Here is a 13837-nt window from a genome sequence, read left to right on the forward strand (position 1 = left end):
CGCGTGCGTGCTGTTCACCACGGCGTAGCGGAACTCAACTCCGGTGCACGTGCCAAACCCTCCCGGCCTCACGCGGCGGCCGGGAGGCCCCCTTCTCGTGCCCCTAGAAGAAGCCGAGCTTCTTCGGCGAGTACGAGACGAGGATGTTCTTCGTCTGCTGATAGTGCTCCAGCATCATCCGGTGGTTCTCCCGCCCGATGCCCGACTGCTTGTAGCCGCCGAACGCGGCGTGCGCCGGGTAGGCGTGGTAGCAGTTGGTCCAGACGCGGCCCGCCTGGATGGCGCGGCCGGCGCGGTAGGCGGTGTTCATGTCGCGGGTCCATACGCCCGCGCCCAGGCCGTACAGCGTGTCGTTCGCCGTGTCGATCGCGTCGTCGAAGTCGGTGAACGAGGTCACGGCCACCACCGGGCCGAAGATCTCCTCCTGGAAGATCCGCATGCGGTTGTCGCCCTCGAAGATGGTGGGCTGGACGTAGTAGCCGCCCTCCAACTCGCCGCCGTGGTGGACGCGTTGGCCTCCGGTGAGGATCTTCGCGCCCTCCTGCTGGCCGATGTCCAGGTAGGACAGGATCTTCTGAAGCTGGTCGTTCGAGGCCTGGGCGCCGATCATGGTGTCGGTGTCCAGGGGGTGGCCCGGCACGATCTGTTCCGTACGGGCGATCGCCGCCTCCAGGAACTCGCTGTAGTGACCGCGCTGGATCAGGGCGCGGGACGGGCAGGTGCAGACCTCACCCTGGTTGAGGGCGAACATCGTGAACCCTTCGAGGGCCTTGTCGCGGAAGTCGTCGTCCCGCGCCCACACGTCGTCGAAGAAGATGTTCGGCGACTTGCCGCCCAGCTCCAGGGTGACGGGCTTGATGTTCTCCGAGGCGTACTGCATGATCAGCCGCCCCGTCGTGGTCTCGCCGGTGAACGCGATCTTGGCGACGCGCGGGCTCGACGCCAGGGGCTTGCCCGCCTCCACGCCGAAGCCGTTGACGATGTTCACGACGCCCGGCGGGATGAGGTCCCCCACCAGGCTCAGCCAGAAGTGGATGGAGGCCGGGGTCTGTTCGGCCGGTTTGAGGACCACCGCGTTGCCCGCCGCCAGGGCGGGTGCCAGTTTCCAGACCGCCATCAGGATCGGGAAGTTCCACGGGATGATCTGGCCGACCACACCCAGCGGCTCGTGGAAGTGGTAGGCGACGGTGTCGTCGTCGAGCTGGCTGAGCCCACCCTCCTGGGCGCGCAGCGCTCCCGCGAAGTAGCGGAAGTGGTCGATGGCGAGCGGGATGTCGGCGGCCAGCGTCTCGCGGACCGGTTTGCCGTTCTCCCAGCTCTCGGCGATCGCCAGCTCCTCCAGATGCGCCTCCATCCGGTCCGCGATCTTGAGCAGGATGTTGGCGCGGGCCTCCGGCGAGGTGCGTCCCCAGGCGGGCGCCGCCGCGTGGGCCGCGTCCAGGGCGAGCTCGACGTCCTCGGCGGTGCCCCGCGCGATCTCGGTGAAGGGGCGGCCGTTGACGGGGCTCGGGTTCTCGAAGTACTGGCCGCGCCGGGGCGGCACATAGGCGCCGCCGATCCAGTGGTCGTAGCGGGACTGGAACGTGACGAGCGCACCCTCGGCGCCGGGCGCTGCGTAACGGGTCATCTGCTGGGCCTCCCTCTGCCGCGCCGTCCGGCCGTGGACGGCACACGGAGCGCAGGCTAGGCGTGGCGGCGTTGCATGCTCGTTGCGAGCGCCTGCTGCGACGTCAGTTCCGCCAACCGGGCGCGCGCCGCCGCCTGTTGGGGCGGAGCGAGCGCGTCCGTCAGAGCCTGCCACACCGGCAGGTCCTCCTCGCCCCAGGGGCTGTACGCCCAGTCGGCGAGGAGGCCGGGATCGGCGCGAGCGATGAGCGCGGCCCGCAGTTGGTCGGCGAGGCGACGGCGCAGACGCGCCACCGCAGGAGCCTGCGAGCCCGGCAGGAGCGGCCCGCCGTATACCGTCATCGCCGCGGCCACCGCACCCGAGCCGAGCCGCCGGGCCACCGTGTCGAAGTCCGCGTCCACGCGCGCGGTCAGCCGGTAGGGGCGGGAGGCGAGCAGCGCGGGGCCCAACACCGCGCGCAGGCGCGACAGTTCGGCGCGCAGCGTCACGGGTCTTACGTCCTCGTCCTCGTACAGGGCCACCAGGAGTTCGTCACCGTCGAGGCCTTCCGGGTGGTGGGCCAGCAGGACCAGAATCTCGCTGTGGCGCGGGCTCAGGCGCAGCTTGCGGCCGTCCGCCACCAGCAGGGCCTCGTCCCTGCCGAGGGCGGTGAGACGGACGCCTTCGTGATCGGACGGCGGTGCGAGCAGGGCGAGTTCGGCCTCGGCGGCCCGTGCCACGGCCTGGACGAAGCCGAGACTGTGCGGGTGGGCGAGGCCGTCGCCTCCGGTCACGTCGACGGCCCCGAGCAGCCGTCCGGTCCTGGGGTCGTGTACGGGAGCCGCCGCGCAGGTCCACCGCTGCACCGGGCGCCGGAAGTGTTCGGCCGTGAAGACCTGGACCGGGCGGTCCTCGGCGAGGGCCGTGCCGGGCGCGTTGGTGCCGACGGCCGATTCGGCCCACCGGGCGCCGGGCACGAAGTTCATCCGTCCGGCCGCGTTCCGGGTCCGCCGGTCCCCCTCCACCCACAGGAGCCGGCCCAGCGCGTCGCACACGGCGACCAGATGTTCGCCGTCGCCCGCGTACGCCCCGGTCAGTTCACGGATCAGCGGCATGACGCGGGCGAGCGGATGGGCGTCGCGGCAGGCGGCGAGCTCCTCCTCGCCGAGCTCCACGCACGCCGCGCCGTCCGGACTGACCCGGGCCCGTGCCGAGCGCTGCCAGGACGCGGCCACCAGCGGGCGCACGGGGTGGACCACCCGGCCCGCCACCATGAACTGTTCGTGTGCGCGCAGGAGTTGACCGCACCGCTCGGCCGGGTCGGCCCCCGCGTCCAGAGCCACCCAGGACTCGTCCCGCCTGTCCGTCACCGCGGCCTCCCCGCACACCGTATGGGCCGCCACCATCGTCGTCGGTGCGAGGCGGTGCGGCAAGGAGGGCGTGACCCCGGTAGCCGCTCGGCCTGGTGAACCGGCGGCCGACGGGTGAATCGGCCCCCGCTCAGGCGAAGTTGACCAGCCGGATGTACCGCACCCAGTCCCAGTTGGGCCCCGGGTCGGTGTGGTCGGTGCCGGGGACCTGGTAGTGGCCGAGGATGTGCTCACGGTCCTTCGGGATGCCGTACCGGTCGCAGATGGAGGCGGTGAGCGCCGCCGACCGCTCGTACAGCGCGTTGGTGAAGTAGGCCGGCTGATCCACCCAGCCCTCGTGCTCGATGCCGATGCTGCGGGTGTTGTAGTCCCAGTTCCCCGCGTGCCAGGCGATGTCGTGCTCCCGGACCATCTGGGCGATGTAGCCGTCGGCGGACCGCGTCACATAGTGCGCGGACACCTGCTTGGCCGGGTTCTGGAAGATGCCGATGGTGTTCGACCACGTCTCCTGGGTGACATGGATGACGACCCGGTCGATCCGGTACGCCGACGGCCTGGTGGACGCCGTGAAGTTGGACGGGGAGGCCGCCAGCCAGTGGGCGCCCGGATAGTCGGTGGAGCCGTCCGCGGCCGCCTCGGTCGCGGGGAACAGCGCGCCGGCGACCACCGAGGCGGCCGCTCCCTGGAGAAGTCTTCTTCGGTTCATGACGCACCCCTGAACTAGGCGTGGAACGACGGGAGTTGTGCGGACCGCCCGCGCAGATGGCGGTGCAGGCCGCGGTGCGGCTCGCCCTGCCGGGGGAGCCACTCCTTGCGGATCTTGGCGACACAGGTGTAGTTGGTGTCGCACACATTGGCAAGCGGGGCCTCACCCGCCTGGCTCACCAGTTGGTAGGCGTCGAGCGCGGACAGGCCGTAGTCCCGCTCCAGCCAGCGCACCAGGTCCAACTGCGAGATGCGGAAGGCGTCTTCGAGAGGGCGCGCCGAGCCGGTGGACATGAGGTGGGTGTCGGACTCGATGCGCGGCCACGGCGTTTCGACACCCTTGAGGAGCTCCACCACGACCACCGAGTTCATGGCGCACTCGACGGCGACCCCGCACGTCTCGCCCTCCCCCTGACGGGCGTGCCCGTCGCCGAGGCTGAACAGCGCGCCCTCCACGTTCACCCCCAGATAGCAGGTGACCCCGGCCCGCATCTCGGGAGTGTCCATGTTCCCGCCGTGCGCGTCGGGAACCAGCGCGGAGCGCACCTCGAGGTTGGCGGGAGCCACCCCGACCGTGCCGTGCATGGGGTCCATCGGCAGCTCGATCTCGATGTCGCTGTCACGGGCCCGGAACAGACAGGTGCCGCGCGCCCGGTCGAGCTCCCACATCCACACCACCTCGGGCAGCGGCGGCTGGAGCGTCGCCGTCGTGTGCGTGGAGGTCAACGCCCCGAACAGGGGCACGGTCGTGGACGCGGCCCAGTCCCGCGCCGGGCGGATCGACACGAAGTGCACGGCGAGCGTGTCGCCCGGCTCGGCACCCTCGACGTAGAAGGGCCCGGTCTGCGGGTTGAGGAACGGGAACGTGCAGACCTGGGACACCAGATCGCGCTCCGAACGCACCCGGCCGGCGAAGCAGTCCTCGGTGTACAGGTCGAGGACGGTCCCGGGCGTGATCCGCGCCAGGGGAGCCGCGCCCCCGAACGTCCACGCGTACTCGTTCTCCTTGGGCCGCACGGTCACGATCCGCGGTTCGGGGCTCATCGGGGTACCGCTCCTGTCTCCAGTGGGTCCTCATCGGGATCGACGAGGTGGACGCGGCCGGTCTGCGCCAGCCGTTCGGGATGGCGGCGCGTCAGGACCGCTAGGACGACGATCCCGGCCGCCATCCACACGCCCACGACGGGTCCGGCGTAGGAGACCGGAGGCGTGAGCTCGGCGACGAAGTCGAACGCGGGGATCCCCGCCGCGGTCAGGAGCGCGGGGACGAAGGCGGCGATGCCGAGCGCGGGGAACACGGCATGGCGCAGCGGGCTGAACAAATCGCGGCGGCGGCGCAGGAAGTATCCGGCGCACGCCACGTCGACCACGATGTACACCCCGATGATCACGGTGACGATGACCGTGGCGAGCAGGGCGAACGCCGTGACCGGGTCGTACCACAGGCCGAGCCCCAGCATCGCGGCGACGGCCACGACGAACTGCGCCGCGACGCCCGGCACGGGGGAGCGGTGGCGTGGATGGAGGCGGGCGAAGGAACGCGGGAAGACTCCGATCCGGCCGAGTGCGAAGGCCGTGCGCGTCGACACGTTGGAGCAGGCGTTGGCGTTCGCCACCGTCGAGTTGACCACGGCCAGGAAGAGGATCACCCAGAACAGCCCGAAGGAGGCCCGCGCCACGCCCTCCCAGGAGGCGTCGCCGGACGCCCCGAAGCCCGCGAACCGGTCGGGTCCGAAGTAGACGGCCATCGCGTACGTGGTCAGGACGTACACGATCCCGATGGCGAGGGCCGCCCCGAACACCGCCCGGCGCATGGTGCGCCTGGGATCCCTGGCCTCCTCGGCGAGCGGGGCCGCCGCCTCGAAACCCGCGAAGGCAAGGACCGTATAGACGGATCCGGCGAACACCCCGCCGAAGCCGCCGAAGCCGTGCGCGGTGTGCGAAGTGCCGAAGACGGAGAGGGTGTTGTCGGAGCCCGCCGCCACGATCAGCAGTACGGCGAAGGTCACGAACACCAGCACTTCGAAGACGCCGAGCACCGTGCCGAACCGCGCCGAGGCCCGCACCCCGAAGAAGCCCGCGACAGCGATGACCACCGCCCCCGCCAGCGACCAGGGCCACCACAGGTCCGCCGGACAGGACGACCATTGCTGGTGCAGGGTGCCGGCCGTGGTGAAGCCCAGTTGCAGCAGGAGCAGGGGCGGCACCAGGGCCTCCACGAACACATAGCCCCAGCCGACCAGGAACCCCACGGCCGGGTGCAGGCCCCGCGCGCTGTAGGTGGCGACCGAGCCCGCGGCGGGCAGGTGCTGGGCGAGCTCGGCCACGCAGGACGCGGTGAACAGGCACGCCACCAGCGCGACCAGGACCGACAGCGGCAGGCTGCCGCCCGCGAACGCGGCGCCCGCCGGGATGGACGCGGCGACGGCCGCCGCGGGAGCCATCGCGGTGACGCTCTGGAAGAGCACCTCGCGCAGACCGATGGCGTCGCGCGCCAGCCCGACATCCCCGTTCGTCCGTGATTTCCCCGGCACCGGCGCTCCCTCGGTCGGTCAACAGGCGTACGTCGTACGGCAGTTACCGTACGGTCCGGGGTGTGCGAGGTGGAAGGGGACGACCGGTGCGGGCGGGGTGGCGTGAGCCTTCCCCCATGGACGGAACTTCTGCGGAGGGGTCGCGAGGTGCCCCCTTTTTGCCGACTCTGGAGGGTATGGTCACGCCTCCGCAACCACCCACACCGCCCGGCCCGCCGCACGGGCGGGCATCGGGACCGCCGTCGGAAGGCGGCTTCGGGCCCGCCCACTGGCAGCCGGCCCCGCCGCCTCGGCCGCCCGGCGGGGGACGGCGCCGGGGCCCCCTGCTCGCCGCCTCGATCGCGGCGGCCGTCGCGGCGCTCGCCGCCATCGCCTTCGCGGTCACCAGGGCAGACGGCGGCGACCAGCCCGGCAGCCCGGCCCCCGGAGGCACCGCGAGCCCGTCACCCACCCCGTCCTTGAGCCTGCCGAGCGGTTTCCCTTCCTCGCTGCCCACCGCCCTGCCGTCCGAACTCCCCTCCCTTCCGGCCGAGTTGCCCTCGGAGCTGCCCAGCGGGTTCCCGACCGGCCTGCCGAGCGGATTCCCCACCGACTGGTCCAGTGGATTCCCCACCGCGCTGCTGCCCGGGGGGCTGGAATCGGCCGCCGCGCTTCACCAACTGCCATGATTAACGAGGAAGTTGCAGATAGATGAGCTTCGTCCGCGCTCCGCTGTCGACGATCCGTCCCGAGGGATCGAAGGCGCCCGGGCCGTCCGTCATGCCGAAGTCGTTGTCGTTGATCAACGCGAGGGTGCGGGGGCCCGCGAGCGCCACGCCCTCGATCTTGCCCGGCACGCCCGGCACCTTCCCGAGGTCGACGACGAGCCTCTTGCGCAGCACCGGGACCCCGCTCGCGGCGGGATCGGTGAGCTGCTCGTAGGACGGGCTTGTGGTGGGAGCGTCCCACCGGCTGCCGAGAAGTCCGGCGCCACGGGGCAGCCGCACCTCCTGGAGCCGGGCGGCCCGGTCGGTGCGCTCCTCCACCAGCAGCCGGTCGTCCCCGAGCGCCACGACGGAGGAGATCTTCAGCTCGGAGGGGTCGTCCTCGCCGGGGTCGACGACACCCACCGGGTCGAAGCGGTAGGCGTACTCGGCGGTGACCGCCCGGTGGCGAGGCGAGAAGCGGAGCAGCCGCACATTGCGCGACCCCTCACCAGCCGCGGTGTCCGGCACCGACAGTGGACTCTGCACCGCCAACACCAGGTCGCCACCCGGAAGTTGCGCGAGTCCCTCGAAGCCCCGGTTGATCTTGCGCTGGGCGAGGATCGCCGGGAGCGCCTCGATCACCGGATAGTCGGCACCGGAAAGCCCGAGCCCCTTGGGCACGTACCGCGCGAGCACCTCGCCGCGCGCGGAGACGTGCACGAGGGAGGGCCCGTACTCGTCCGCCAGCCAGAAACCGCCGTCCGCCGCCCGCACGATGCCCTCGGTGTCCAGACCGTTCGGGTTGTACGCGAGGGGCTTCGCCGCGTCGAAGGTGTACGGGGCCTCGTCGTGGCCCGCCAGATTGGGCAGGCCGGTAACAGGAGCGCCCGAACGGGTCGTGATCGGAATGGACTTGAGGACGGTGAGGGTGTCTCCGGTGACACGCACCTTCACGATCGCCGGGTCGAAGCCGGGCACCGGGAAGGTGCGGCGCTTGGTCTTGCCGACCTTGATCTGGCCGTTGGGGCCCCGGTCCGTGACGGTCCAGAACTCGCCCTGGCGCTCGGCCGGGAACAGGTCGCTGCCGATGCCGCCCAGGTGGATGCCGCGGTCGTCGTCGACGGTGCCGGGGAGGAGGCCGTTGCTGAAACCGCCCAGCGGGATGTTCCCGAGGACCGCGGTGTTGGTGACCCGCGCATCGCGGTGACGGTGTTCGAACCGCGGCGCGCCGACGGCGGAGCCGGTGAGCGCGACGACGGTCAGTACGGCCAGGGGCAGCGCGACGGCGGTGCGTCGGGCGGCGCGTGGGGACACGAATCCTCCAGGGCGGGCGGGGCGGGCGTGGGCCCAGCCTGGGAGGCGGGCGCGAACGCCCGCCGTCCCCACCGTGAACACCGGGCGACGCCACGGCGTCCGCTTCGCCCACGGGCGCTCGTCACGGGCGGCGGCGGCGAAGCCCGGCCCGGCCTCCGCCCCGGGTGCCGGGTGCCGGGTTCAGCTTCCTTCGTCGCCCTCGGGCAGCGCCAGCACCGCCTCCAGGGCCGCCGCCGGGTCCCGGTCCGCCGGGCCCGCCGGTATCCAACGGGCCCTCTCCTTGCGGTAGGGCCACCACCGGCCGTCGTGACCCAGCCGCAGTTGAGCACCCCGCCCGGGCGCGGTCCACCGGTTGCCGCCGGGGGAGTGGAGCGCCGGGCGCTCGCCGTCGGCCCAGGCCCGGTCGAGCGCGGCGACGGCGCGGGCCAGGTCCTCGGATCCGGGCGTCCACTCCTCCTCCAGGACACGGAGCGACGCCACCCCGCCGAGCCGCCAGGCGCGTACGGCGACGGAGAGATCGGCGGGGCGGCGGCCCGAGGCGGCGGCGAGCCGCGCCGTGATCCCGTCGTCCCGACACCCGGCGGCGAGCCGTACCGTGTCCTGATCGACCGTCAACTGCTCGTGGACAGGCTGGAGTTCATGGCCGAATGCCAGCGCATCGGTCAGCATGCGGTGGGCGCGCGCCGCCGTGTCCGCCGCGAGGAACTCCAGCGCAGCCGGGTCGATCCCGGGCTCCGGCGCGGTCTCGGTGTCGAGGCGCGCGGGGGCGCCGGGCTCCGGGGGGACGGGTGGCGGCGCGGGGAGCGGAGGCAGGATGTCCCTGGCCGCGAACGCCTCCGCCGCCAAGACGCCTCGCACCGCGACGACGTCCTCGGCCGGCGGGACGCTGCGCTCCTGCAAGGCGTCGAGCAGGGGCCGTTCCGCGCGGCCCCGCATCAGGAGCAGCAGGAAGGGATCCTGGTCCAGGAGCCGCGCCACCTGGTAGCAGAGCGCCGCGGTGTGCGGACAGTGGTCCCAGGCCTCGCAGGTGCACTCGGGCTCCAAGTCGCCGATGACCGGCAGGAGTTCGATGCCGTGGTCGGCCGCGTCCTCCACCAGGTGCGGCGGCATCTCGCGGTCGAGCAGCGCCGCGATGTGCCCGGCGCGCTCCGCCGCCATCGTGAGGAAGCGGTCCCACGCGTCGTCGTCCAGCTCCTGGAGCAGCACGTCGCCGCGGTGCTGCGACCCGTCCCGGTCCCGTACGACCGCGGTGATCCGTCCCGGTCGCACCGTGACCGCGCCGACCGCGCCCTGGCGGGCCAGCCGGCGCCCCTGCTTGAGCTGCTGCCCGTCCAGGGCGGTGTCCTCCAGCGCCTTCAGCCACGCCAGGCCCCACCAGCTCGTCGCGAAACCGCGGCCCTGCGCGGGCGGCAGGGCTTCGAAGGTGCGCTCGTCGTCGTAGGTGTCGCTCATCGTCCGCTCCCTCGCAGCGCCACCAGATCGGTCAGCTCGGCATCCGACAGCTCGGTCAGGGCCGACTCGCCCGAGCCGAGAATCGAGTCGGCCAACTCCCTTTTGCGGACCAGCATGTCGGCGATCCTGTCCTCGATGGTGCCCTCCGCGATCAGGCGGTGCACCTGGACCGGCTGGGTCTGCCCGATGCGGTAGGCGCGGTCGGTGGCCTGCGCCTCGACGGCCGGGTTCCACCAGCGGTCGTAGTGGATGACATGGCCGGCCCGGGTGAGGTTCAGGCCGGTGCCCGCGGCCTTCAACGACAGCAGGAACACCGGGACTTGGCCGTCCTGGAAGTGCCGCACCATCTCTTCGCGGCGCTCCACCGGCGTCCCGCCGTGCAGGAACCGTGTCACCACACCGCGCTCCGCCAGATGCTGTTCGATGAGCCGGGCCATCCGTACGTACTGCGTGAAGACGAGCACCGAACCGTCCTCGGCGAGGATGGTGTCCAGGAGTTCGTCGAGCAACTCCAGCTTGCCCGAGCGGCCGGCGATCGTGGGGCTGTCCTCCTTGAGGTACTGCGCGGGGTGGTTGCAGATCTGCTTGAGCGCGGTCAGCAGCTTGACGACGAGTCCGCGCCGCTCGAAGCCGTCCGCGCCCGAGATCTCGGCGAGCGTCTCGCGCACGACCGCTTCGTACAGGCCGGTCTGCTCCGTGGTGAGGGAGACCGTCCGGTCGGTCTCGGTCTTCGGCGGCAGCTCGGGGGCGATGCCCGGATCGGACTTGCGGCGGCGCAGCAGGAACGGCCGCACCAGCCGCGAGAGCCGCTCGGCGGCGGCCGGGTCCTGGCCGCTCTCGGCGGCGGACGCGTACCGGGTGCGGAACGTGCCGAGCCGGCCCAGCAGTCCGGGCGTGGTCCAGTCGAGGATCGCCCACAGCTCGGAGAGGTTGTTCTCCACGGGCGTGCCGCTGAGCGCCACCCGGGCCCGGGCCCCGATGGTGCGCAACTGCCTGGCCGTCGCGGAGTAGGGGTTCTTGACGTGCTGCGCCTCGTCGGTGACCACCATGCCCCAGGGGACGCCGGCCAGCTTGGCGGCGTCCAGACGCATCGTGCCGTACGTGGTGAGGACGAACTCGCCGTCGGCCAGGGCGTCGAGCGAGCGGGCGGCGGCGTGGAAGCGGCGCACGGGGGTGCCGGGCGCGAACTTCTCGATCTCGCGCTGCCAGTTGCCCATGAGGGAGGTCGGGCAGATGACGAGGGTGGGGCCGGCGGTCGCGGGGTCGCTCCGGCGGTGCAGATGCAGCGCGATCAGCGTGATCGTCTTGCCGAGGCCCATGTCGTCGGCGAGGCAACCGCCCAGGCCCAGCGAGGTCATGTCCGCCAGCCAGTTGAGGCCGCGCAGCTGATAGTCCCTCAACTGAGCGTTGAGAGAAGCGGGTTGAGCGATGGGCTGCTCGCGGTCGCCCTCGGGGTCGGCGAGCCGGTCGCGCAGCCGGGCCAGCCAGCCGGTGGCCTCCACGTCCACCCGCCGGCCGTCGATCTCCGTCGAGCCGGTGAGGACGGCGGCCAGCGCGTCGACGGGCGTCACCTTGCGGTCCTGGGAGGCGCGGGCCCGGCGCACCTCCTCCGGGTCCACCAGCACCCACTGGTCGCGCAGCCGCACCACCGGACGGTTCGCCTCGGCCAGTGCGTCGAGTTCCCGCCGGTCCAGTTCGGTGTCGCCCAGCGCGAACCGCCAGTCGAAGGAGAGCAGCGCGTCCGCGGACAGGGTCGAGGGCGCGCCGGACTCGATCCGCTCGGCCCCACGCTCCTGCGGGCCGATCACGGCACGTGTCGTCAGCTTGCCGGTGAGCTCTTTGGGCCAGTGCACCCGGACACCGATCGCGGCGAGTGTGCGCGAGGCGGAGCCGAGCAGCTCGGCGGCCTCCTCGTCGGCGAGCTCGACCGCGTCCGGCACGGCGGAGGACAACAGCGGGGCCAGCGGCGTCCAGGCGCGGGCCGCCCGGCGCAGGGCGAGCAGCGCGTCCATCCGGGCCCGCGGTCCGAACGCGGTCGCCGACGCGGACCCGGCCCACACCTCGGCCGCGTCCGCGACCCGGGTGGGATCGCTGACGCTGTGAAGCTGGAGCACGGCCCGGAACACCGGCCCCGAGCCCTCCGGATCGGCCGAGGCGAGCCCCGGCAGCTCGACCCGCAAGGAGATCCGGACTCCCGCGTCGTGCCCGGCGGCCACCTCGGCGGCCCAGGTGCGCTGCTCGGGCAGCCGTTGGGGTGCTTCGGCGGCGAAGGCGGGGGAGCCGGTGGCGCGCGCGGCGGCCGGGGTACGGGGGAGGCCGTCGGCGACCGCGTCGAGGAAGGACCGCAGCAGCCGCTCCGGTTCGGCGAGGAGCACCGGCTCCGCCCCTGCGTCGAGCGGGACGCAGTGCGCCTCGGGCGGCATCGCGGCGGCCAGTTCGCGTACCTTGTCGAGCTCGTCGGCGCCGAGCGGCCCGACTCGCCACGCGTCGTGGTCGCTCGCGGTGAGACCGGGCAACAGGAGCCCGCGTGCGGCGAGTTGGAGGGCGAGCAGCGCGGCCGCTCCCCAGAACGCGGCCGGGCGCGAGGCTCCGGCGAGGGCGCGGGTCCGGGTGAGGACGGGCAGCGCGTCCCCTACCGGCAGGCACAGGGCGCGTACGGCCCGGGGTGTGGCGTCCGGCCCGACCACCGTCAGGTCCTCGACGACGCCGAGCGCGGTGGGCAGGTCTTCGCCGTCGGGATGCCAGAAGGCGATTCGGCCCCTGCGGGAGGGGTCGGCGGGCAGGAAGGTCACGGAACAGTGGGCGAGTTCGGCGAGCTGGGGCGGCGTGGGAGCGGGGAGCCTCTGCACAGCGAGAACGCATTCCTCAAATTTGACTACGCGGTCCGGAGCGGCCGAGGGTACAGCACGAGACGGCGGCGCGGAGGCTCGGCGCCATGACCCGCGTCACACGCCGCGGGGTGGGTGTTGCCAGCACCACCTTCGGGCGCGGGGCAACCCCCCGGCCGGGGCCGGGGGGTGACTCCATGGTCGTCAAGGGCGCCGATCCGTACGTTCGGTGAGGTCAGCGCAGGGAACTGCGGGGGACGACCCAACACCGGAGACGTCATGCCACAGGCGACCATGCCGCAGCCCGCCCCGCCGCTCGGCGCCCCCGCCGAACCGAGGGCGGGCAGTGAGTTCGCCCCCCTGCTCAGAACGGTGAAGGGGCAGGGTCTGCTCGACCGGCGGGTCGGCTGGTACGCGGCGCGCATCGTCATCAACCTCCTCGCGCTAGCGGCGACGGTCGCCGCGATGGTGTTCACCGGCGACAGCTGGTGGACCCTGGCCCTCGCCCTGCCGCTCTCCGTGTTCTGGGCCCGCAGCGCGTTCGTCGGTCACGACGCCGGGCACGGCCAGATCACCCGGGGCAAGCGCGCGGGCCGGCTCATCGGCCTGCTCCACAGCGACCTCCTCCTCGGTATGAGCTACGCCTGGTGGAACGACAAGCACAACCGCCACCACGCCAACCCCAACCACATCGACAAGGACCCCGATGTCGGCGTCGGCGCCCTCGTATGGACCCAGCGCCAGGCCGAGCAGCGCGAAGGCTTCGCCCGCCGGCTCACCCGCAACCAGGCGCGGCTCTTCTTCCCGATGCTGCTCCTGGAGGGCATCGCCCTGAAGGTGTACGGATTCCAGGACCTCAAGCGGCAGTCGCGCCGGGAGCGGGCCGCGGAGGCACCCCTCCTGATCGCCCACACCGCCGGCTACGCGACGCTGCTCCTGACCGTCATGTCGCCCGGCAAGGCGCTGGCCTTCGCCCTGGTGCACCACGCCCTGTTCGGCCTGCACCTCGGCATGACGTTCGCCCCCAACCACAAGGGCATGGAGATGCCCGACCCGGACGACCCGGAGGCCTCGGCGTGGGGGCATCTGCGGCGCCAGGTCCTGACCTCGCGCAACGTGCGCGGCGGCCCGCTCACCGACTGGTTCCTGGGTGGCCTCAACTACCAGATAGAGCACCACCTCTTCCCGAACATGCCGCGCCCGCACCTCAGGCTCGCCCAGTCGGCGGTCCGCGCCCACTGCGCCTCGCTCGGCATCCCCTACGCGGAGACCTCGCTGACCGACTCCTACCGCCAGGCACTGGAGCACATGCACGAGGTCGGCGCACCGCTGCGGAAGTGAC

Annotated in this window: 10 protein-coding genes; 2 read left to right on the plus strand and 8 right to left on the minus strand. The window is 72.5% G+C overall.

Annotated elements, in window-relative coordinates:
* Window positions 1–103: 103 nt before the first annotated feature.
* From adh to N4G70_RS08780, 5 genes are all read right to left on the minus strand, one after another.
* A complete protein-coding gene (adh, locus tag N4G70_RS08760; protein ID WP_261711922.1) occupies window positions 104–1627 on the minus strand; it encodes an aldehyde dehydrogenase in 1524 nt (507 codons plus the stop codon).
* A gap of 56 nt (window positions 1628–1683) precedes the next feature.
* Complete coding sequence (locus N4G70_RS08765) at window positions 1684–2949, minus strand: GAF domain-containing protein (protein ID WP_399034751.1); 1266 nt, start codon at window positions 2947–2949, stop codon at window positions 1684–1686.
* 157 nt (window positions 2950–3106) lie between these two features.
* The gene (locus N4G70_RS08770; RefSeq protein WP_261711923.1) at window positions 3107–3682 is read right to left on the minus strand and encodes an N-acetylmuramoyl-L-alanine amidase; all 576 of its coding nucleotides are present in this window, start codon (window positions 3680–3682) and stop codon (window positions 3107–3109) included.
* A gap of 14 nt (window positions 3683–3696) precedes the next feature.
* A complete protein-coding gene (locus N4G70_RS08775) occupies window positions 3697–4725 on the minus strand; it encodes an acetamidase/formamidase family protein (protein WP_261711924.1) in 1029 nt (342 codons plus the stop codon).
* Window positions 4722–6215 (minus strand): APC family permease, encoded by a 1494-nt coding sequence (locus N4G70_RS08780; protein ID WP_261711925.1) that lies wholly within the window; start codon window positions 6213–6215, stop codon window positions 4722–4724. The genes N4G70_RS08775 and N4G70_RS08780 overlap by 4 nt, the downstream gene beginning before the upstream one ends.
* A 176-nt stretch (window positions 6216–6391) precedes the next feature.
* Between N4G70_RS08780 and N4G70_RS08785 the strand changes: the two genes are divergently transcribed.
* Entirely contained in the window at window positions 6392–6883 is a 492-nt protein-coding gene (locus tag N4G70_RS08785) for a hypothetical protein (RefSeq protein ID WP_261711927.1), read from the plus strand.
* On the opposite strand, the gene N4G70_RS08790 is transcribed toward N4G70_RS08785, so the two are convergent.
* The 3 genes from N4G70_RS08790 to N4G70_RS08800 form a co-directional block, all read right to left on the minus strand.
* The gene (locus N4G70_RS08790; RefSeq protein ID WP_261711928.1) at window positions 6884–8215 is read right to left on the minus strand and encodes an esterase-like activity of phytase family protein; all 1332 of its coding nucleotides are present in this window, start codon (window positions 8213–8215) and stop codon (window positions 6884–6886) included.
* Between the two features lie 180 nt (window positions 8216–8395).
* Window positions 8396–9667: an SWF or SNF family helicase gene (locus N4G70_RS08795; protein WP_261711929.1), complete on the minus strand. Its 1272-nt coding sequence runs from the start codon at window positions 9665–9667 to the stop codon at window positions 8396–8398.
* Window positions 9664–12516 (minus strand): DEAD/DEAH box helicase, encoded by a 2853-nt coding sequence (locus tag N4G70_RS08800; RefSeq protein ID WP_261711930.1) that lies wholly within the window; start codon window positions 12514–12516, stop codon window positions 9664–9666. The genes N4G70_RS08795 and N4G70_RS08800 overlap by 4 nt, the downstream gene beginning before the upstream one ends.
* Before the next feature lie 258 nt (window positions 12517–12774).
* Here N4G70_RS08800 and N4G70_RS08805 point away from each other — a divergent pair, with 258 nt between their 5' ends.
* Window positions 12775–13836 carry a fatty acid desaturase family protein gene (locus N4G70_RS08805; protein WP_399034642.1) on the plus strand — a complete coding sequence of 354 codons (1062 nt, stop codon included), beginning with the start codon at window positions 12775–12777 and terminating at the stop codon, window positions 13834–13836.
* The last annotated feature ends 1 nt before the right edge of the window (window position 13837 follow it).

This window comes from Streptomyces sp. ASQP_92 (genome assembly GCF_025399895.1).
Classification (GTDB): Bacteria; Actinomycetota; Actinomycetes; order Streptomycetales; family Streptomycetaceae; genus Streptomyces.

Bases quoted from the DNA above. Each gene is read 5' to 3' on its own strand.
- N4G70_RS08770 (WP_261711923.1), bottom strand. From the start codon at position 3,682: ATGAACCGAAGAAGACTTCTCCAGGGAGCGGCCGCCTCGGTGGTCGCC.
- N4G70_RS08795 (WP_261711929.1), bottom strand. From the start codon at position 9,667: ATGAGCGACACCTACGACGACGAGCGCACCTTCGAAGCCCTGCCGCCC.
- N4G70_RS08785 (WP_261711927.1), top strand. From the start codon at position 6,392: ATGGTCACGCCTCCGCAACCACCCACACCGCCCGGCCCGCCGCACGGG.
- N4G70_RS08805 (WP_399034642.1), top strand. From the start codon at position 12,775: ATGCCACAGGCGACCATGCCGCAGCCCGCCCCGCCGCTCGGCGCCCCC.
- adh (WP_261711922.1), bottom strand. From the start codon at position 1,627: ATGACCCGTTACGCAGCGCCCGGCGCCGAGGGTGCGCTCGTCACGTTC.
- N4G70_RS08775 (WP_261711924.1), bottom strand. From the start codon at position 4,725: ATGAGCCCCGAACCGCGGATCGTGACCGTGCGGCCCAAGGAGAACGAG.